Source organism: Paenibacillus jepli (assembly GCF_047238105.1).
Lineage (GTDB): Bacteria > Bacillota > Bacilli > Paenibacillales > Paenibacillaceae > Paenibacillus_D.
In genome coordinates, this window is the sequence record NZ_JBDFMD010000001.1 from 873,413 (window position 1) to 895,145 (window position 21,733).

Genomic DNA, 21,733 nt, shown 5'->3' on the forward strand with positions numbered 1-21,733 from the left:
CCTCCCGTAATTGGATTGATTAGCTGTTGCTGAGCAGCCGGTTGATCATCACAGCAACCTGAGCCCGGGTAACGGACTCCAGCGGCAGGAAGCGTCCTGCATCGCCTTCGATCAGGCCAAGCGACCAGGCTTGCTCGACGAGCGATACCGCCCAGCCGGAGATCTCGTCCTGATCCGCAAACGGCAACGTGCCTGCCATAGCGGAACGGACATCGAAGTATTGTGAAGCGCGGACCAGCGCCGCTGCGGCTTCCTGACGCGTGATCTGATCCTGCGGCCGGAACTGGCCGTTGTAGCCGTTGACGATGCCGAGCTCAGCTGCTGCTGCAACATGCTCCGTATAGTAGCGGCCTGCAGGCACATCGGTGAAGTCATGCGATGCTGCCGTCTGCTCCGCGCCTTCCTGCCATGCCATCGCACGCATGATCAGCGTGACGAAGTCGGCACGGGTGATGCTGACACTCGGCCGGTAATGCTGCTCATCCACACCTGTGACGATATGTTTGGCCGCCAGCGCCTTCACCGGCAGTTCGGCCCAGTGACCGGCCATGTCGGCGAAGCGTTTGTCGTACTCCAGCAGGGCGTAGGTGGAGAAATGATCGGTCGTAAATGCCGCCTTGCCGCCTGTCAGCCCGACTTTGACATACTCCAGATTCTGTCCGTTCACATAGTAAATGCCAGCCAGATCAGCGTTCAGGCTGGGCTGCTGCTCGCTTGTCAGCGTCAGCTCCACACCTACCGGATGCGTCAAGGTGCGGATGACAGAGCGTACCCCGCCTGCAATCCTTTCGATGACCACATCGACGACGACACCGGTCGCACGGTACGCTTCGCCCGATCTTGCCGCCGCTTCGACCGCAGAGCGGACTTCGCCTGCCCATGCGGTGTCCAAAGTAATACGGACGCTGTCTCCTCCTGCAGCTATAGCTCCCGCCGGGAAGCGCATCGTCAGCCCGCCCGCTTGCAGTACCAGCTCATGACCGCCTGCACTCAGCTCCTGCAGCGCCGCCGCCGCCAGCTCGACCCGGATCGCTCCGGCGGATGCGGCAGGCAGCTCGATCGTCACAGCACTGCCATTCTCGCCCTTGGCCTGTGTGATCGCCGCGCTGCTGACTTTGTAGATGCCGTCGCCATCAGCTGCCGGCTTGATCACCGAGCCCGCTATCTCTTCCCCCGGCTGCTGCTCCTGGTCCTCTTCCTCCTCCGGCATCACGGGGCCAGGGAAGTATATGCCGCCACCCGGGGCAGGGACGACGACCGAGAAGCTCGCTGTTGCCTGCTGCGAGCCGTACCCCGCAAGCGCCGTATACGCCCCCAGCGGGGAGAGCTCCGCCTGCGTCGGAATCCCCACAGTTGTCGTATAGCGGCTGTTCACGATATCCGCCACATCCAGGAAGAAGATGGTCCCGTCGGGACGCATCACCTTGATTACGACTTCGCCCGTCCCATCGGGCACGGTGCCGGAGAGGGTGATCTCTCCCCCTCTTTGGACTTGATTGCTGCTCGCCTGCAACGTCATGTCCGGGGCGGCATATGCAGCCGCCGGCACGGCCAGCATGACGATGACCAATATCGCTGCCAACACATTTTTCACCTTGGATAGCCTCACTTTCTTCTCCTTACTTCAGCACCAGCGGCTGAGCCAGATGGACAGGGGTCTCGATCGATCCATTGAATTCGTCGAAGACGAATACTTTGACCGAGTACCCGCTGCCGCTGGCATTAAAATATTGGGACATCGTCATGCGGTCCTTCGTGAGCGGCACCGCGTTGATCAGCATCGGCTGGTTGCCGTTCATCAGCTGGAAGACAACATATGCGTCTCCTTCGTAATCAGCGACCCGACGCACATCGATATCCACCTGCAGACGTTCGCCGGCAGTCAGCTCGCCTGCGATATTGTACGTTCGATGAATGCTGTTCTTCGTGTACGGCCGGTTGGACTGCAAGGACAATCCCGCCTCTCTGCTGCTGGCCGGATCTGCCTTCACCCGCACCCTGACATCGCCGGCCGGAATGTCCGTATCGCCTACGAATTGCGGATTGGCTTCTGCGGTAGACCATGTCTGGCCGCCGTCGACCGAATATTCATAATCGTCCAGGCTGTCGAAGCCAGGCACGTTGGTCCAGCCGAAGGTGTTGAAGCCGTCGTCGACCGTGCCGCCTGACGGAGCGGCAACCCGTTCTCCCGAAGCTGCAATCGCCAGGCCGTCAGAGTTGTTGCGCTTGTTGACCGCTTTGACGACAAATGTGTACGTCTCCTCGGGGTCCAACCCTTCGAGCTTGTAACTATAGCCGTTCAGGCCGGCCTTGACCGGGATATAAGCACTCCAGTTTTTGTTGCCGTTCATTTTGCCATCCTGCTCATAGATCCTGAAGCCGCGGATGTCGTCCTGTTCGGGCTTGCCCCAGGAGAGGATGATCTCGCCGTCCTTGTTCAGTCCGGAGCTCAGATCCTTGACCTCATCGGGCTTGACATCATCACGCACGATCGTGTAGGTGTCAAAAGGCTCGTCCTCGCCCAGACGGTACGATTCCAGCGTCAGACTGCTAGCCGTCATCCGCAGGCCGGTGTACACTTGCTTCCTCGGTTGCTCGACCACTGCGCCGAAGTAGTTTTGGACGTTGGGATTGATCCCGTAGAATTTGGTGCCTGCCGTGTTATTGATCATGTAGATCGTCCCATCCGGGTTAAGCGCATGGCCTTGTTGATTGGTCTCTATGTCTCTGATGGCCTTGTCGCCATACATCTGATATGTCCGGACGTACGAGTGATCGTGTCCTTGCAGAACCATATCGATGCCGAGCTCGTCGAAGACAGGGAATAATTGTTTTCGCAGATCCCGGATCTCAGCTTCGTCAGAGTGGCCGCCCAGCGAGTAGATCCCCTTATGCCCTACGACGATTTTCCACTTTTTGTCCGTTTGCGCAACTTCCTTGCGCAGCCATTCGATCTGTTCTTCAAAGGAATCGCGCATGGCGGCATTCCAGTTCATGTCCATCGTGTTCATGACCATGATCCGGGCATCGCCATAATCAAAACCGTAGACACTGCCTTCAGGCAGCGGGTTATTGATCTCGCCTACAGGGTAATTGAGATGATGATAGAAATTGTTCTCATACGTGAACGGCGGCTCATGATTGCCCACCGTTGCCTGGATCGGCAGATTCATCAGAATATCCTGAGGCTGGGTGAAAAAGTCGAACCATTGGCTTTCGTACGGACCTGCGTCCACCAGGTCGCCTGCGTGCACAAGAAACTGGGATTCCGGGAACTTATCCAATGCTGCACGCAGGGTGTTCGACCACACGACATAATCGTTTGTATTTCCACCTTGCGAATCCGCTACATATATAAATTCATAATCGGTCACATTCTCGGCCTCGGTCGTGAAGTAACCGGTCTCGCTCCAGTTGTCGTCGCTCCCGAGACGATACTTGTAGGCCGTGCCGGGCGTCAGTCCCTCCACCAGTACTTTGTGGCCGATGAAGGTCGCATTCCGCGAGCCGTCCCATCTGAGCGGGAGCACCTTGGACTCGCCGTCGAACCGCTGCACGGCATCCGTTCCAAAAGCGCCGCCAACCGGCACAACTTCGACGATACTGTCATGGACATTGTCAGGCGCATTTTCCTGATCGTCATATCTCGTATACCAGGCAAAGCCCCGGTTCGTCTTCGCGCTGCCATGGAGCGTCATGGCAATCGTAATCGGCTCGTAGCTGATGTAACGCGACTCATTGGCAATGCCAAACCGAAAAGCTGCGATGGCATTGCCGTCCGCTGTCAAGCTGCTGTCGCCGTCGTAGCTGACGAACAAGCTTTGTCCTCCCGGAATCGCTCTGTCCAGCTCTAGCGTCAAGGTAGAGGCATCGTCAGCGTTCCGCGTGACCGTACGCACGGAGTAGCTCCGGTTGCCCGCTTCCAGGACGAAGTGGCCAAAGACGCCTTGCGGCAGCTGGCCGAGCTCATGCGGGAAGGTCAGCACTGCCCGATTGCCTTCGGCCATCAGCCTGCCGCTTACCGGCCCGTTATAGTCCGCCGGCTGGTAGAAGACGCTGGCCGGTACGAGCTGCTTGGCGATGCCGTCAGCCGACCAGCGGAGGAACAGATTGGAGCCGCCGTCGTTCTCGAAGTAATCGAGTTTGATGTCGTATTGTTGACCGGCTTCAAGCCTGATCGGTTGGCTGGTCTGTTCTTTGTCCCATTCATTGACCCAGAAGTCGATAATCGGCGTCTCCATGTCGCCAATCCATAGTCGGAAGCCATTGTCGCCGATGATATAGAAGGTATAGTCCGCCGTCTGCTCCGGCATGATCTGACCGGTAAAACGAATGCTCGCCTGGTCGGAGCGTCCGGCCATCGCAGCGTGAACAGGTTCAAGGTTCGAGAAGTTGATATCGGGGTAGATGGCGGTGGATTTCAATTCGTCAAAGGAAAAGTTGCCGCTGGCGCCTGTATTGGTGTAATGCTCGGCCAGTAATCCGCGGTCCTTCGGTTCATCACCCGTCAGGGCTCTGAGCTCCAGCGAGAAGTACAGATCAGAACTGGTGGCCGCATTCTGATGGACCTCGGCAGTGATCAGATTGGTGCCTTCTCGCAGCATCGAAGGCTCGATGGAGAAAGGCACAGGATCGCGCTCGTCGCCGACCACCGTTGCCAGCGTCGTGTGGGTAATCTCGCCTGCCGGCAGATTGGAGCGGAACACTTCCTCGCCGTTCAGATAGATGACTGCACCGTCATCGCGAATCAGCGATCCGTTCAGCTGCCTGATCGCGTCGGCATCCGTCACATCGAAGGTCTGACGGAAGTATACGGTGATCGGCTTGCGGCTGGCGTCCGGGCCATAGCCGATGGTTGTGCGGATGTCCTGCCCTTTGCCGGCACTTGCGTAACCGAGGGGGGCTTCACCGTTCTTCCAGTCCGAGTCGTCGAAGTCGGCATGGCGCCAAGCCGTTCCCTGATCGGAACCGTCCTCCAGATAGTCCCATGTACTGTTCAGTGGTACGAGCACATGGTCTGCGGCAGCCGTACTCATGCCATTGACGGCAGCCACATGGGGCAAGAAGCTCGTCGCAGCGAGGGTCAGCACCAGGATCAGACTGAGCATGACTCCCATGTAGCGATTAGACTTTGCCTTGATTTGAATCGGTCTCACAGCATTTCCTCCTAAACATATATTTCTGGCTCCTGTCCAACACTGGGTAATTATACTGCTAGAAATATAAGCCATGTGCTGATTTTTGTTATGAAAACATAAAGATATTTTATATACAAAATTCGAGATTTACCGTTTGTTAATATGTATAAAAGTGGGCGTGGTGATTGTTTAACCGGCAAATGATTGTGCTGAGAATCGCTATGCTACGGGGGTATTGGATGGAAGACTTGAGTTACTTTGGGGGAGGAAAGCCTTTTCACTGGCTGCAAAAGGAGGTAATATTATAGTCCAATAGGGTGGAATAATAAGGAAGCTAATGTTAAGGAATGTACCATTGCGAAAGATGCGTAAATAACGTATGCCGGATCCGCCAGGATGGATGGCTTAGTAAACAGTCGTACGATCTGTCGGCAAAGAGCCGCTCTCCTCCGAAGAAAAGAGCGGCCCCGCCAGCCTGCTTATGCTTGCCAATTGCGTATCACATCCATCAGAATCGCTTCTGCCTGCGCCACCTGCTCGAGGTCAACCCATTCATCGGCGGTGTGCGCCTGGGCGATGCTGCCGGGACCGAACACTACCGTCGGGACGCCGACGCGGGTCAGCTTGCTGGCATCGCTGCAGTACGGCGCGCCGATCACCCGGCCACGCTCAGCGCCACGCCACGCAGCCTGCGCCAGCTGCCGGGCAAGCGGATGATCCGCCGCAGTCTCCATCGCATAATCGAGAATGAACGGTTCGCTCACCGAGAGCTGGAGTCCCGGCGTCCGTTCGGCCAGCGCCAACAGCTGCTCCCGAATCTCCGTCCATACCTCCATCGGCTCCTCGCCCGGTACAGTCCGGCGGTCAATCGTAATCCGGCAGTTGTCTGGGATTACATTGGGCGCACGACCGCCGTGGATTTCGGTGATGCAGCAGGTCGGCAAACCGACCAGAGGGTGGCGGTCACGCTGGCGCAGCCGGACAGCCTCTTCGCTCATATGCCGGATTACCGACGTCATCTGCTCGATCGCATTGCTGGCCTTCTCTGGCTCCGAGCTGTGTCCCGCGATGCCTCCCGCTTCGATGTAGAAACGGATCACGCCCTTGTGGGCAGCCACGATATCCAGGCCGGTCGGCTCGCCGACGATCGCAGCCGTGTAGGCCAACTCCCCCTCCCTGATGCGCCGGGCAAGGTCCAGGACACCCCGATAATGAACCTCCTCGTCGACCACAGCGGCGACATGAACGTTGACCGGCAGATGCTCACCACTCAAGCGCAGCCGTTCGACAGCTCCCAGCATGGCAGCCAGCGACGCCTTGGTGTCGCAGGCTCCCCGGCCGTACAGCCTGCCTTCTCTGCACTCTGCCCCGTATGGCGCGATCGTCATCCCTTCCGTCTGCACGGTGTCCATGTGAGCCTCGAGCAGCAAGGTCGGCAACCGGTCGTCCTGACGGAGCATGCCGATCACATTGTCCCGGCCGGCTGCGACGGGGTGTACGGCATAAGGCAAGCCCAGCCGTGCCCAAAATGCCGCCACATACTGTCCCATCTCCGCCTCTCCGGTACCGCCCGGCAGCGCGGGATTGACGCTGGGGATCCGCACGAGCTCCTGTAGCAGACGGATCGCTCCCATCTCTCGCATAGCCTTCCTCCTCCTCTAGTCGCTGCAACCCCTGGCGTCGATGACGATCCACTCGGCGAATACACCCTGCCTTCTCCCCGCTACACGGTCACACAAGTTCGGCAATACGCAGGAATGGTTGGGGATGATCTCCAGCCGGTCGCCGACCGACAGTACCGTGCCCTCCGGGTCATACCGCAGGAAGCCGTGCTCTTCATTGAGTCCCGCGATCCGCACGTCGGGACGGCCGATGACGATGCCATAGTCCTCGCGGTGATGCGCTCGGTCGCTGGTCAACGTCTTCGTCCCGGCATCGATCGTCGCATAGCCCGGCAGCGGCGTGCTGACGACGGTCGCCACGACGCGCAGCGCACAGTCTTCTTCCCGGGCAAGCCCCATCGCCACTGCCGAAGCGTCGAAGAAGGCATAGTTGCCTGCCCGCACCTCGGTTACGCCAGTCAATTCCTCGCACAGCAGACCCGCAGGAGAAGAGCCTGTACTGACGACATTCACAGATAGACCTGCCGCCCGGAAGCGCTCTGCCGACTCACCCATGATCGCTGACTCCTCGCGAACGGCGGCCCGTAGTCCCTCCATGCCGGACTGCCGGTAGACCGTTCCGAAGTAGCCCATCAGACCGCACACCTCCAGTCCCGGCAGCCCAACGATCCGGCGGGCAAAAGCCAAGGCATCCTCCCCCGGCTGCCTGCCGCCCCGGTGCAGACCGCCGTCGATCTCGACCAATACCCGGAGCGGCTTGCCGGTCTTCACGCCGACCCGGCTCAGTCCTTCGGCGCCGGCGATGCTGTCAGCGGTCACCGTCAGGTCGGCCAGCCGATGGAGCGCTGCCAGCCGCTGCAGCTTATCCTCGCCGATGATCGGGTAGGCAATAAGCAGATTTGTAATCCCGCCCCGCACGAAAGTTTCGGCTTCCGACAGCTTGGCCACGGTGATGCCCGTGGCTCCGGCAGCCAGCTGCCGCCGGGCGATCTGCAGCGATTTGTGCGACTTGATGTGCGGCCGGTGCTGGATTCCCCGTGTTCGCAGCCGCTCAGCCATGGCAACGATATTGGCTTCCATAATGTCCAGATCGATGACGACGGCCGGTGTACTCAACTCCTCATAACCCGATACCATCTGGGATGTCACTCCACTTCCACGATCAGCTCGATCTCCACTGGCGTATCGAAGGGCAGCTCGTTGGCCGAGATGGCAGAACGCGCATGGCGGCCCTTCTCGCCCAATACATCCACCAGCAGATCGGAGGCGCCATTGATCACATAAGGCTGCTCCACGAAGCCGTCCGCACTATTGACGAACGCCAGCATTTTCACCACCTGCTTGATCCGGTCCAGCTCACCCAGATGCGCCTTCAGCACCGTCAGCAGATTGATGGCCACCTGGCGGGCAGCCGCGTACCCTTGCTCCACCGTCAGGTCGCTGCCGACCTTGCCCGTCATCATCAGGACGCCCTTTACCCGGCAGTCATTGCCGGAGGTATAGACAAGCGGGCCAACCTGTTTGACCGGTACATAGTTGGCTGCGGCGGGCGGCACCTCCCCCAGCACGATGCCCAGTTCCGCCAAACGTTCTTCTACCTGTCCCATATGCTTCCTCCTCTCGAATAAGTAAATTTCCTTGACTCTCTTGCCTCAGCGCTCTTGCCCGTCCGCATACACCGAGCTGCCACGGGTCGCCGCCCATGCCGAGATCCGTGCAGGGTCGCCTTCCCACAGCCGCTCGCGTCCCCACTGGTTAGCCTCCGGCTTGCCGGTGCAGGCGATCCGGATGACCGGGAACAGCGTGGTCGGCGCCTCGGCCGGCAGTCCGTCGATCGTCAGCACTTCCCCGTCTTGACGGAAGGACAGCTCCTGACCGGTCGTCAGCAGGGTGACCGACTCGACAGGCGTCGTCAGGTCGGCCAGCCGCAGCTGCGGCCGTCCATCCCAGAACCGGATGATCAGATACAGGTTATTGCCCTTCGTCGTCTGCCAGCCTCGGGTGATGAACTCGGTCACCGAGCCGCCGTCCGTGCCGTAGATCGCCTCGCCGTGCACCTCCAGCCAGCGTCCGATCTCCATCGCCCGCTCCACGAAGCCAGGCGGCAGCTGGCCATCGGCCATCGGACCGACGTTGAGCAGCAGATTGCCCCCGCCGCCGGTCGGACCGCCGCCCTTCTGCACGCAGTCGACGAGCATGTCGAGCAGCACATCCGCCGGACGCCACCGCTCGCCGATGGAGTGGCTCCAGAGCCGCCAGGTCGTCACCTGACACGACTCCCACAGCCGGCGATCATCCGGCACGATGACATGCTCCGGGGTGCCGAAATCGCCCAGCGTATCCGAGTCGCCCGCGCCGACCCCGCCGTCGGCACGGTAGCCATCATGCTGCTCCGAGTAGCCGAGCCGGTTGTTGACCAGGATATGCGGCTGCAGCCGCCGCATTTGCTCCAGCAGTTCTACGCTCTGCAAGTCGTCCGCATTGCGGGGCCACACACCGTCGAAGAAGAAATGATCGATGCGGCCATAATTCGTCAGCAGCTCCTTGACCTGGTTGTGCAGATAGTCGCGCACCTTCTCCCAGCCTGCCGGATCCTTCTGCGGGCCGTCGAAATAGGCCGGGAGCCGCCAGTCGATCCAGGAATAGTACAGACCGACCCGCAGGCCTTCGGCGCGGAAGGCCTCGACGTACTCGCGGACAAAATCCCGTCCCGCCGCCTGGCGGGCGCTGGAGTAATCCGTATAGGCGCTGTCCCACAAGCAGAATCCGTCATGGTGGCGGGTCGTAAAGCAAGCATATTTGAAGCCCGCCGCCTTGGCGGTACGCGCCCACAGCCGGGCATCGAAGTGCTCCGGATTCCAGTTGCAGGCCTGCTCGGCATATTCTTGATGCTCGAGATGCTCGCGGAACAGAACCTGCTCGCCCCGCCCGTACAAGGCGTAGGGTCCCCAGTGGATGAACATGCCGTAGCGACTGTCCGTGAACCATTGCCAGTAGTCCGGTATCTTCTGTTTCGTATCGGTCATCGTATCCCTTCCCTTTCGTCAGTCGGAGTGTGTACTAGTAGATCGAACCTGCAATAACTTTACTAAGGTCGCTGCGAGGAGAGGGGGCTTACGATCACTGGCTAGTACGAGTTGGAATTACCTCTACTAAGAGGCTGCATCCATATTGGCATCGTAGGCTTCCTGATACACCTGCAGATAACGGTCGAGATTCATATTGGCCAGCGTGGCCAGGTAGTTGTCCCACTCCGCGTCGATGTCGGTGTTGCCGGTGATGAAGCGGGCGTTCATCTCGCTCACGTAGTCGTAGATCGTCTTCTGCAGGTCGGCAATCTCTTCGGTCTGCTCCGTCGTGAAGAAGAGCGGCGGCATGACCATGCTCGCATCGACCCGGTAAGGCTCGTACTTCTCCTTCGTCTCGTCGTAGAGGATCGTCCCGAGCGGATTGTCCGGATCGGCGGCTTCGCCCAGACGCAGCGAGTTCGGACGATAGTTCGGACCGGTCTGGGACCAGTGCTTGTTCTGCGTGACGCCGAAGCTGGCATTGTCCTTATAGACTGCCTGCTCGCCGTTCAGACCGAGTACGCCGTCCTCCGCATACTCCCAGTCCACGCCGGGCTCGCCGAAGTTGAGACGCAGCGTCATCTCGCGCTCATACAGGGCATCTGCCAGGCGGAAGGCCGCTTCCGGATTGGCTGCTGCGGAAGTGATGACGAATTGGCCGCCAGCCACCTGATACGGGTCATATTGGGTCAGCTGCACACCATCCGGTCCTTTGAGAGGCGGCACGGCGACATATTCGAGCCAGCGACCGCTGCTGCCGTTAAGCTGGGAGACCGCGCTCATGTTGGGGCCGGTTGCTGCGCCGAGTATCGGCGTGCCCGGATTTTCGCCCAACTGCACGAGCTGATTGGCATCCTGGGTCAGCGCCTGCGGATCCATCAGGCCGTCCGCATACAGACCATGCAGGTATTTGAGTCCTTCCTTCCAGCCATCTTTGTTATAGGGCACATCGACTTCGCCGTTCTCGTTGATATACACCCGCGTATACGGCGCATAGGTAAACGAGTTCATCAAGAAGTTCTCCACGCTCGTGGTCAAGGTAGATGTCGCGTTAGCCATCGGCGCGCCGGAGAACGGGATCTCATCAGCCTGCCCGTTGCCGTTGGGGTCTTGCGTCTTGAAGGCCATCAGCACGTCGCGGAACTCCTCGGTTGTGGTAGGCATGTCGAGGCCCAGTTCATCCAGCCATGGCTGATAGATCCACATCTTCTGACGCATCGAGCAATGGTAGCATTCGTTCGGCGCAGGCAGCGCATAGATATTGCCGTCTGTCGTCGTGATCGCCGATTCGACCAGCGGGCTTTCCTCGAACATCTTCTTCGTATTGATGCCGTATTGCTCGATATAATCATTGAGCGGCAGGAAGACGCCCTGCTGGCCGTAGAGCACCTGCTGCTCCGGGCTGACGTTCATGCTCATGATGACATCGGGCAGATCGCCGCCGGCGAGCGTCAGATTGAGCTTCTCGGCCACCGAGCTGGCGGGCACGACTTCCCATTCGATGTGTAGATTCGTCAGTTCTTCCAGATAAGCTGTGAATTCATTGGTGCGGAAGTCCTCGACCGCCGCATTGGCGCTGGTCATCACCCGGATCGTCGTCTTCTCTTCGGTTATCGGGAACTCCCCGGCTGCGGTGACGGTCTGAACGCCGCCCTCCTGCCCGCCGGCCGTTGCATTCTCTTCGTTGCCAGCGTTGCTGCAAGCAGCCAGCAACTGGGCAGTCATCGCCAGACAAAGCGTCATGGCCCACACGGATTTCTTTTTCATATTGAATACCTCCCCCACGATTATCCCTTTAACGAACCGATCATGACGCCTTTGACAAAGTACTTCTGGACAAACGGATAGATCACAAGCAGCGGCACCGAAGCGACGACGATAAGTGAATATTTAAGCAGCACCCGCATCGCTTCCCGGCGCGCCGCATCCTGCGGATCGCCGCCGAACATCGTGTTGTCCATATCATTGCTGATCAGGATATCCTTCAGCACCAGTTGGAGCGGATAGAGCGACTGTTCCTTGAGGTAGATCATCGCATTGAAATACTGATTCCAGTTGGCTGCGGCATAATACAGCGTGATTACGGCGATAATCGGTCCCGAGAGCCGGATGACGATCAGCGAGACAAACTTGAAATCACTGCAGCCGTCGATCTGCGCCGCCTCCAGCATCTCATCCGGAATCGTCATCTGAAAATACGTTCTGGCGATGATGACATTCCACACAGTAATCGCGCTCGGCACGATCATCGACCATACCGTATTGAGCATCCCCAGATCCTTGACGACAAGGTAGGTAGGAATCAAGCCGCCAGTGAACATGGTCGTGAAAATGAACAGAAACATGAATATGTGGCGACCAAAAAAATCTTTTCGCGAGAGCGGATAAGCCGCAGCGATCGTCAGGACAATATTGACCAGCGTCCCAAAAACCGTGTAAATGAATGAGTTTTTGAGCCCGGTCCAAACCTGGCTGTACTGAAAAACCGCGATATAGCCCTCCAGCGTCGGACGTACCGGCCACAGCCAGACCTCGCCGGAGATGACCGCCGACGAATCGCTGAAGGATGCGCTCACTACATAGAGAAGCGGGTACAGCACGCTTAGAAACAACAAGGTTACGAGGACGTAATTGACGATCGAGAATGTCCGGTCCTGCCAGGACTCGTTGCGAAAGCTGGTGTTCATCGCCTCTCCCCCTCTACCACAGACTAGCCTGATTCGTTTTTTGCGCAGCCTTGTTGACGATAAGCAGCAGAATCAGGTTGATGATCGACTTGAACAGTCCGATCGCGGTCGAATACGAATAATTGGCTACCGCTGCGGACAGACCGACCTTGTACACATACGTGTCAATGACCTCTGAGGCAGTCAGATTGATCGGATTTTGAAGCAATAGCACTTTTTCGAAGCCCACATCCAGCATCTGTCCGGTGTTGAGAATGAGCAGAATGATGGCAATCGGCATGATGCCCGGAAGATCGATATGCCACATCCGCCGCAGCTTGCTGGCGCCGTCGACAACAGCTGCCTCGTGCTGGGCCGGATCGATGCCGGCGAGCGCTGCGATGAAGATGATGCAGTTGAAGCCGACATGCTGCCAGACGTCCGACCAGACATAGATGGACTTGAACATCGAGGCGTCACCGAGAAAGTTGATTGCCTGAAAGCCGAGCGCCTGCAGCACCTTGTTGATCAGTCCGGTACGCGGATCCAGCAGCTCCTTCACGATCCCCACCATGACCACGATGGAGATGAAGTGAGGCGCATAGGTGACCATCTGGATGCCCTTCTTATAGAGCCCCTCCCGAAGATAATTCAACGAGAGCGCCAGCAGGATCGGGAACGGAAAGCCCGCCGCCAGATTGTAAAAGCTGAGCAGCAGCGTGTTCTTCAGAATCCGCATAAAGTCATACGAGTTCACAAACCGGATAAAGTGCTTCCAGCCGACCCAGTCGCTGCCGGCGATGCCTTTGACGACGCTGTAGTCTTTGAACGCGATCTGGGCGCCGTACATCGGATAGTACTTGAAAACGACCAGATAAAGAAACGGGATCGACATAAAGACATACAATTGCCAACTCCGTATCAGCTTGCGGAGCACCGGATGTTTCCCGGCAGACCGCGCCAATCCTCTCTCACCGGCAGGGACAGCCGTTGGATGGTTTGCCGGCATGCTCAAATCACCTCACCCTTTCTTCACATCTATGCTTATCCCCAACCTCCTCTTCGCCAGGGTCATCCCCGCTCTTTGCGTTGCGGCGGGAACGTCTGGTCACAGCATAACGAGGAAGACCGGAGGGCGTAAATGGGAAGCTGGGCAAGGTGTTGGCAAGGGTTAAGAATGCGGGATTAACCGCTGTCATATGCTTTGCATTTGTTAAGATTAGAGGCCCAAACCGTTAACTCGGCGGGCTTAGCTTACACTAATGGCCGATCTCCAAATTGCGGTAGGCCGTAGCACTCAGCCCGGTCTCCCGTTTGAATGCTCTGCAAAAGGTATTGGAGGAATAATAGCCGGCCAGCTCTGCGATCCGATTGACCGGCTCCGAGGTTCGAATGAGCAGTTCCTTGGCACGGCGCATCCGCAATTCCACGAGATAATCCGAGAAGTTGGTGCCTGTCTGCTCTTTGAAAAACTGCGACAAATAAACCTTGGACATGCCCAATTCGTCGGCGATCTGGTCCAGATTCAGACTCGGTTCTTTGTAACGCTCCTGGAGGAGGCTGGTGATGGTCTCGATCAGACCGACATTGCGGCTCTTCTTGCGCTGGTCGATGGCATGGGAGATCTCGATGAAGAGGTCCGTCAGCGACCGGTACACAGCATGCGGATCCGCCGAGCTATAGATCTGGTGAAGGAGAGCTCGGACTTCCTCCGACTGTTTGATCTGCAGCTGATCCTGCACCTTGACCAGACATCCGCTGACCTCGCACAGGAACAGCTGCTGCATCGGCAGCGGCAGATGGCGACTGGCCAAATTTTCCTCGCGCAGCATCGACAGCAGTCTGGCGACCTCTTCGATCTCCCCCGCCTTGGTATAGTTGATCAGCCGTACTTCCACCTCGCCGGGGAAGTAGAATCCGCTTGCTTCGTTGGGCAGTTCGTCGAACCAGAGGATGCTCTGGCTGCTTTGCAGCTCGTCATGGAACAAAGCTTGCCTGGCTTCTTCGTAGGAGCTCGACATCTCCAGCAGCGAACCGTAGCTGCCCCCCATGGCGACGACAGGTCCTTCGGGCACCACACGAACCATGTATTCACGCAGCTGCTCGATCATCCGCACCACCTCTGCCTTGAACGAAGAACTATGGTGTCCGCGGTCCACGACCAGCAGGGCGATGCGGTCCTCGGAGATATCATGATAATAGGCGGTATCTCCCAGCAGATGCCGCAGCGCTTCCTTGAGCAGCACACGCTCCAGGTCGAGGCGATGAAGCCGCTCTTCTCCGGTATGACGGCTGCCCCCTTGCAGTTTGATGATGCCGATCGCATATTCAGCACCCTGCAGCTCGAGACGCTGATGCCGCAGCAGCGTATTGATCTGTTCCATCGTGACGAATTCGCCTTTGAGCAGCCGCTCAAAAAACGATTCCCACAGCAAGGGAGCCTGCTTCTCTATCTCCGATTGCAGCTCCCGGTTGTTGTCGATCAGTCCGGAGACAGCCTGCTGGATGAAGCCATACATATCGCCAGGCTGCTGGGGCTGAGCACTGAGCCGATCGGACAGCGTCGAGACGATCCGCAGGAGCGGACGACTGTTGCGGTAGGCCAGCCAACTCGCCAGCAGCAGACCAATCACCAGGAACAATCCGACGAGTGCAAATGTAATCTTCTTAATGTACAGCACTTTCTCCAGCACGACATGAGGCGGCTGGGCAACGACGTAAGACCATCCCGTCTCCGGCGAGGTCGTGTACGAGACCATCATGCCGCCGGTGCGTTCGGAAGGCTTGAGAATGCCTCTACCGGCAGGCAGACCGGCCAGATCCGACGGCGTCTCCCCATCAGCCGAGATGGCGCTGATCACCTCGCCGTTCTTGCCGCGGATCGAAGCCCAGCCGCCTTGGGACAGATCGACCCCTTGCAGCAAGGAACGGAGCTGGCTGTTGTCGACCAGGATCGCGATGGCGCCTGTTACCCGGTTGGGATACCCCATGGATTGCATGTAGGTCATCATCTCTCGCTGCTTTCCCTGGTAGCTCACCCGGCTGACAGGCTGAAACTCGCGGTTATAGTAGCGTTCAAACAAGCTTTGCTCCCAAGTTTCATAGCCCACGCCTTCATAATTGAGGATCTGCTTATAGAATCGCGGCATCTCATAGGTCGTCTTGGAAGATAACACGAGACCGCTGTTCTTAAAGAACAGATAATAGTCCACGATAAAATTGTTGGACATGTTGTAGGAGTACAGCCGTTGCTGCGTCTCCAGCACTTTGAATGTATTGGAGCCTTCGAACGGACGGTCGACCCGCTGGAAGCCGGTCACCTGAGGATCGTTCATGATCTGGAAAGCAATACTGTCGATCTCCGAGAGCCTGCGGTCGAGCGTATCGCGCACCTGATCCAGCAGCTGAAGATTAGTGCCCGTCACTTCATTCTCGACGACATCATAGGTCCGGTCATAGAGCAGATAGCCGAGCAGCAGCGTGAGCAGCATGAACATACAGTAGGGAATAATCAATCGAACGAACCAGCGGTGCTTGCGAAGATTGGCGATACGGTTGAATGGATGATTTGCCACACTTAAACCTCCCGTAAAACTCACTTTAAGTGTAATTTATAGTCAAATATTAAGGTTTTTTATTCATGTATGTAACTAATTATAACACCATTATCACTTATGACTGAGTTAAATATAGAGCTAAGTACAAACATCGTACTAGAAAGCGCTATCAAAATCGAGGGGTCTTGCAAATTTTCTATAAATAACAGCTTTTTGAACAACGTTTAGCGCGATCTATAAGGATTGTCCGCATCCCAAAAACGCCACGGATAGTCACGCGCTTCGCCGCTGCCGTCGATGCCGATCCGCGGTCCCGTCTCGACCATGCTCACTTCTCTGCCTTCCGCAATATAGAGTGGCGGAGCAAACAGCGGACTGCCGTAATCGGCAGGAGTAATGCCAAGCGCCCGTGTCAGCTTGCCCGGTCCGCTCGTTAACTGTTCCAATCGCGCGACCGGACGGCGGTCCAGCATCAGGTCCAGGCCGAGACAAGGTTCTACGGCCCGGATCAGCACCGCTTCGGGATGCTCGGCCTTGCCGCTCACGACATTGACGAGGCAATGCGTGTGCATGACATATGTGTAGGCATAGCCCGGCGGGCCAAACATCACCTCAGTTCGCGGCGTCCGCCGATTATTGTAGCTGTGGGCAGCACGGTCGCCTGGACCGATGTATGCTTCGGTCTCCACGATCCAACCAGCCGCAACGCCCTCATCCGTTTCTTTGACCAGCAGCTTGCCTAGAAGCGCGCGGGCCAGTTTCAGGGTAGGCTGATTAAACCAGAATTCCGGCAATGGCGCCGGAAGCTCCTTATGTTGTTCCAAGTTCATTCCTCCGTTATCATCCTATTCTTTCATTATAACCGAATGGAACCGTACAGGTCCTATGTACGAATCCAGGAAAATTGTTCCTCTCGCACCTGTTTAACTTGCCGTAAATTGTTTATATTTCTAGTGAACTGATTATATACCCAAAGGGGGCACTCATGAAAAACGAAGCATCCATCAAAGGGGAACTGCGATGGTTCCAGCTGGCTGCAGGTATAGTCCTGCTGCTCATGCTTGGAGTCATCTGGTCGTCAGCCGACGCCCATGCAGCGACCTCCAAGCCGATCCAGGTCATGTACGATGATAAGAAACTGGATTTCAGTCCTGCTCCGGTGCTCGATAACGGCACAACACTGGTGCCTTTCCGTCCGCTGTTTGAAGCGATGGGGATGACTGTCGAGTGGAACAGCAGTCAGCAGACGGTGACCGGCAAGAAGGAAGGGCTGTCGATCGTCCTGAAGATCAACAGCAAGCAGGCGACCGTCAACGGTCAAGCGCTTCCGCTTAGCCTCGCTCCGCAGATCCGCAGCGGCAGCACGCTGGTGCCGCTGCGCTTCGTCGGCGAATCCACCGGTGCCCTGGTCGCGTGGAATCCTTATGCTCCCGAAATCCTGATCTATACGGATCCGTATCTGCAATCGATGGGACTAACCAAGGAGCAGGCCAACAAAACCATCAATGACCGGATCGCTGAGATCAAAGCTCAGATCGAGGCAGCCGAGGCCGCCAATCCGCCGGTGAATGTACCGGCAGCCCCTGCCGGGAGCGGTGTCTATAAACCGGCCGCTTCCGATGCGATAGACCTGAATAACCTGCAGGGCATGTACTATGGCTTCCGCTCCGACTTTGACGGCTCGGAGTGCGGCGGCATGTGCTGGGATATGTACACATTCCTCTCCGGGGGCAAAGTTGTCGTGGGTACGCCGGTAAATGGCGGACCGGAGACGATCAACTGCACCAAGGATACGTGCAGCAGCTATACGATCAGCGGCGGCAAGCTGACGATCGCCGGCGGCTCCGTCCACACGATCGAGCGACGTGACGGCAAGCTGTTCATCGACGACGTCGAGATGGCGAGAGTCAAGCCGGTCAGCAGCAATCTCAGGCTGTCGGATTCGTATATCTATCGCGGTTTCTCCGGACTGGTCGGCATCTCCGGCGGTGCAACCTCCTGGAGCACGACTATCACGTTCCAGGCCAATGGCAACTTCGAGAGCGACAAGGTCATGATCGGCTCTGTCCAGGGCGGAGCCCCGACTCATGGGTCCGCAGGATCCTCCACGAGCGGCTCTTATCGCATTACCGGCAATACGATTGTCCTCGCTTACCGGGACGGCCGGGTAGAGACGGAGCTCTTCTTCGTGCACGAGGACGATTCGCTGGAAGATATCCATATCGGCGAGAATTACTTTTACATCGATTAAGGATGTGTGAGTTGCAATGGGAATGATCGGTTATTTTTCCGCAGTCAGCAGGGAGGAAGCGGGTCAGCTTGCACATGGCGGGCTTGAGCTGGAGGATCTGAACCCTTATGAGCGCCCAAGTCTGGACATCGACAAAAGCTGGCAGGCCATTCATTTCGTTTTGTGCGGAGACATCGCGGACGGCGAGCCGCCCCTTGGCTATGTCGTGCCGATGCTGGACGCCCAGGCGATCGAGTTTGGCGAGTTTGGCGCCTTTTATCTGCTGCCCGGTCAGGTCGCAGAAGCTGCCCAAGCGCTAAAAGGCTTCACCAGAGAAGACTTTCGCGCGCGGTATGACATCGATCAGCTCGCTAGTAACCAAGTGTATCCCGTCTTTACAGATGAAGACAGCGAGGAGTTCTTCGACTACCTGGCGACGAATCTCGAAGCGGTCTCCGAGCTGTATAAGCAAGCGGCCGAGCTGGGCCAAGGCATCGTCTTCTTTGTCTCCTGACACTGACCGAGCAAAAACGACTTCGCCGTCACAAGCGTCATGCTGGCGCTTGTAACGGCGTCCGTCAGCGGGACGGTGTCCGTCAGCTGATTCTAGGGTAGCGTTGACTTGAAGCTCAGACCCTAGATGCAAAAAGTGCATCTAAATTAAGTGTTTTATCCATATTGTTACAATTCTGAATAAGTTAAATGTACTTTTTGCACTTACCCAAGGTCAATAGGAGATTTTCGGCGCTTTTAGATGTACTTTTGCACTTATCGAGGCGGCGAGTGAGAGCTCTGAACCCACCATTCAACATATACTTCCACTCAGCATTTCGAAGCCAGAGCCCCGGAAGAGAAAAAAAGCGCATGCTTCGGAGTGAAGCATGCGCATTAAATGATTGCAGCCTGCCTTTGCCCCAGACTTTGTTGCGGTTGGCGCAAAGAAACTGACTTTCTTATTATTTAGCGAACCGATGATTGCCGATCGTCTTCACCGTCGTCAGGCCGGACCAGAATGAGCCTTTGGTCACCTTCGGATTGTAGAAGTAAACAGCACCGGGTACGTTATTCCTGCCGTTCAGTGCGTCCTTGGCGGCCTTCAGCGCGCTGGTATGCGGCTTGCTCCGGTCCAGGAGACCATTATGGGCCGGCGGGAACTGCTTGCCGGAATAGATGACGCTGCGGATCGAATCAGGGAATTGGCTGTGAGCCACCCGGTTCAGGATGACATTGGCGATCGCCAGTTGGCCTTCGTATGATTCGTGCCCCGCCTCGACCATAGTGATCTTGGCCAGCAGCTCGTGCTCCGCTTCCGTGTACGGTTTGGCTACGCGGTCATAGAACGAAGGGATGACGACTTTGAGCACGGACCCGTGCTCCGGCTCACCCTTGCCATCCAGACCATTGCGCCGCAGCAGCTCTTGCCGAGAGATGCCATACGCCTGGCTGATCGCGTCCAGTCCGTTGTCGGTGCTGACCTGCTCCGGCTTCAGCCGGGTCAAGTGTGCAATCTCCGCATCGGCGTCGAAATGCATCTGTCCGTGCAATAGCTCCGTCAACTCGCGCAGCGGGGCGTACAGTCTGCCGCCGGACAAGAATGGAACCGCATCCATGACCAGACGCTCTTCACTCAGATAGACGACCGGCAGCTCGTTGCCCAGAATGACGGTATCCTTGGCCTGCGTCTGAATCGTCAGCTCCTCATTCTTCCCGTCCCAGCTTGCCGCTGCGCCGAACTCTTCCGCGATCGAAGACGCTGGCACATACAATCGTCCGTCGCGATGAAGGACAGGTGCAGATAACTGTATATTCTCTCCGTCCACCCGGATCTCCGGCTGAGCAGCGGCATTAGCTTTCTCGGGAGAGAAAGAGAGCAGTAAGCAACTCAGCAGGAATAGCCCTGCCACTACAGCAAGCAGATTGTTTCTGGAAGTGTATCGTATGATCATATGTACCTCCCAATGCAAGTATGGGTCGATATGCCTATGTCATTATTCACAGAAACGATTATAACACAGCTCCCCTTGTCCAGAAGATTAACATTTTCACAGAATTAACCAAGTTTCCCCGGGACAAGCTGCTGGTCCGGCTGACGCCTTGCTGAGGCGGCTGAATGGGTGTAAGATATAAGATCTCAACTAACCTCATATGAATGGGAGGACAACCGATGAGGACAGATATTGAAAATTGGCGGCCCCTGACTGTTGCGCAAATTAACGCGATGTTTGCCGGCATCCCGGCTCGGTGGTATATGTCAGGAGGATGGGCCCTTGATTTGCACGTTGGCAAGCAGACAAGAACACATAGCGACATCGATATCAGTATAATCCGTGAAGAGCAGTTAATAGTCTATCAGCATCTAGCGCGTGATTGGAGGTTGTACAAGGCCGAGGATGGGAAACTGGAGCTTTGGGAGGAGGGTGAATTTCTGGAAGCGACCAGCGATGTCTGGATCAGTAAGAGCGGCGATGCGCCGTGGGCATTTCAACTGATGATTATTGATCGTATAGATAACACTTGGATTTATAAAAGAGAGCCATCCATTCGAAAACCGATGGATGATATCGTGTTGAAAACAGCCGCAGGCATACCCTATTTGAGACCGGAAATTCAGCTTCTTTATAAGGGAGGCTCGTCCCAAATCCGGGAGAAAGATCACCAGGATTTTCGAATGATGCTCCCCCTCCTGGAACCGCAGGAAAAAGATTGGCTAAAACGCTCATTAATGAGCCAGTTCCCGCAAGGGCATGCCTGGATGACCTGCTTCTAAGGTTCTCCGTACCTGGTGTGCCGCTCAATAATCGCAACTGCTTCTTCTCTGGATTCGGCAGGTCCCGCAATCATGAGATCCTTGGTACTCTTACGGTCGCCAGTCAGAGGCTCGAAGACCCAGATGGCTACCTCTTCCATCCGATTCACTTGCCAGATCAAACCGAGGGTCTGCACATCCAACGTCCCGATTTCAAAATCCACATACGTTAAGTAACCAAATTTGTTATTGTGTGCGTCTGTAATGAAAGTGAGATCGGCGAGCTCTGTCGTGGCCGTATGCTCAAAGCTATCGATGACCATAGATCCCTCAAACCGGGGATCGGCGAACAGCCGGCGCTTCCACTGGCCTTCGATCCGGATCTTCGTTGGTTCCACCACGGACGGATCTTCCATTCTCAGCATAACAGCGGGGTACTCCTGAGAAACCCGTAACGGGATGGCCCAGATAGCTGACGTGATGGCCCAGATGATCAGAAGCAGCGATGCAGCTGCCAGCAATAATTTCCCGGCCTTCATGAACGGTCGCAGCCGCTCCTCCCGCCGGTCCCGGATTCGCTGCGACGCCTCGAAATTCAGATACGCCTTTTCCTTCTCTTCCCTTGTTTCGTTATCGAAACGGGAGAAACTCGGAGTGGTATCGTTGGGCGGCTTATTCACAAGATTCCCCCCGTTCTGCTGCAACT

Annotated in this window: 16 protein-coding genes; 3 read left to right on the top strand and 13 right to left on the bottom strand. The window is 56.9% G+C overall.

Annotated features, from left to right (window positions below):
* Positions 1-19 precede the first annotated feature (19 nt).
* From ABC336_RS04115 to ABC336_RS04165, 11 genes are all read right to left on the bottom strand, one after another.
* A complete protein-coding gene (locus ABC336_RS04115; protein ID WP_413237458.1) occupies positions 20-1,609 on the bottom strand; it encodes an S-layer homology domain-containing protein in 1,590 nt (529 codons plus the stop codon).
* 10 nt (positions 1,610-1,619) lie between these two features.
* Positions 1,620-5,156 carry a metallophosphoesterase gene (locus ABC336_RS04120; protein WP_413237459.1) on the bottom strand — a complete coding sequence of 1,179 codons (3,537 nt, stop codon included), beginning with the start codon at positions 5,154-5,156 and terminating at the stop codon, positions 1,620-1,622.
* Between the two features lie 461 nt (positions 5,157-5,617).
* Positions 5,618-6,781, bottom strand: coding sequence for a M20 family metallopeptidase (locus ABC336_RS04125; protein WP_413237460.1), 1,164 nt, complete (start codon positions 6,779-6,781; stop codon positions 5,618-5,620).
* A 15-nt stretch (positions 6,782-6,796) separates the two neighbouring features.
* Entirely contained in the window at positions 6,797-7,897 is a 1,101-nt protein-coding gene (locus tag ABC336_RS04130; protein ID WP_413237461.1) for an alanine racemase, read from the bottom strand.
* An 8-nt stretch (positions 7,898-7,905) separates the two neighbouring features.
* Positions 7,906-8,367, bottom strand: coding sequence for a RidA family protein (locus tag ABC336_RS04135; protein WP_413237462.1), 462 nt, complete (start codon positions 8,365-8,367; stop codon positions 7,906-7,908).
* Positions 8,368-8,412: 45 nt separating this feature from the next.
* The gene (locus ABC336_RS04140; RefSeq protein WP_413237463.1) at positions 8,413-9,786 is read right to left on the bottom strand and encodes an alpha-L-fucosidase; all 1,374 of its coding nucleotides are present in this window, start codon (positions 9,784-9,786) and stop codon (positions 8,413-8,415) included.
* Between the two features lie 126 nt (positions 9,787-9,912).
* Positions 9,913-11,595 carry an ABC transporter substrate-binding protein gene (locus tag ABC336_RS04145; protein WP_413237464.1) on the bottom strand — a complete coding sequence of 561 codons (1,683 nt, stop codon included), beginning with the start codon at positions 11,593-11,595 and terminating at the stop codon, positions 9,913-9,915.
* A 20-nt stretch (positions 11,596-11,615) separates the two neighbouring features.
* A complete protein-coding gene (locus ABC336_RS04150; RefSeq protein WP_413237465.1) occupies positions 11,616-12,515 on the bottom strand; it encodes a carbohydrate ABC transporter permease in 900 nt (299 codons plus the stop codon).
* 13 nt (positions 12,516-12,528) lie between these two features.
* Positions 12,529-13,503, bottom strand: coding sequence for an ABC transporter permease (locus tag ABC336_RS04155; protein WP_413237466.1), 975 nt, complete (start codon positions 13,501-13,503; stop codon positions 12,529-12,531).
* A gap of 250 nt (positions 13,504-13,753) precedes the next feature.
* Positions 13,754-16,069, bottom strand: a complete 2,316-nt coding sequence (locus tag ABC336_RS04160; RefSeq protein WP_413237467.1) for a helix-turn-helix domain-containing protein — start codon at positions 16,067-16,069, stop codon at positions 13,754-13,756.
* Positions 16,070-16,275: 206 nt separating this feature from the next.
* On the bottom strand, positions 16,276-16,881 hold the full coding sequence (locus ABC336_RS04165; protein ID WP_413237468.1) for a DNA-3-methyladenine glycosylase: 606 nt from the start codon (positions 16,879-16,881) through the stop codon (positions 16,276-16,278).
* 155 nt (positions 16,882-17,036) lie between these two features.
* Between ABC336_RS04165 and ABC336_RS04170 the strand changes: the two genes are divergently transcribed.
* A complete protein-coding gene (locus tag ABC336_RS04170) occupies positions 17,037-18,302 on the top strand; it encodes a copper amine oxidase N-terminal domain-containing protein (RefSeq protein WP_413237469.1) in 1,266 nt (421 codons plus the stop codon).
* Positions 18,303-18,318: 16 nt separating this feature from the next.
* A complete protein-coding gene (locus tag ABC336_RS04175) occupies positions 18,319-18,795 on the top strand; it encodes a YfbM family protein (RefSeq protein WP_413237470.1) in 477 nt (158 codons plus the stop codon).
* Between the two features lie 442 nt (positions 18,796-19,237).
* Here ABC336_RS04175 and ABC336_RS04180 read toward each other — a convergent pair whose 3' ends face one another.
* Positions 19,238-20,227, bottom strand: a complete 990-nt coding sequence (locus tag ABC336_RS04180; RefSeq protein ID WP_413237471.1) for a cell wall hydrolase — start codon at positions 20,225-20,227, stop codon at positions 19,238-19,240.
* A gap of 218 nt (positions 20,228-20,445) precedes the next feature.
* Between ABC336_RS04180 and ABC336_RS04185 the strand changes: the two genes are divergently transcribed.
* Positions 20,446-21,048 (top strand): nucleotidyltransferase domain-containing protein, encoded by a 603-nt coding sequence (locus ABC336_RS04185; protein WP_413237472.1) that lies wholly within the window; start codon positions 20,446-20,448, stop codon positions 21,046-21,048.
* Here ABC336_RS04185 and ABC336_RS04190 read toward each other — a convergent pair.
* Entirely contained in the window at positions 21,045-21,707 is a 663-nt protein-coding gene (locus ABC336_RS04190; RefSeq protein WP_413237473.1) for a hypothetical protein, read from the bottom strand. The genes ABC336_RS04185 and ABC336_RS04190 overlap by 4 nt on opposite strands.
* Positions 21,708-21,733: the final 26 nt, after the last annotated feature.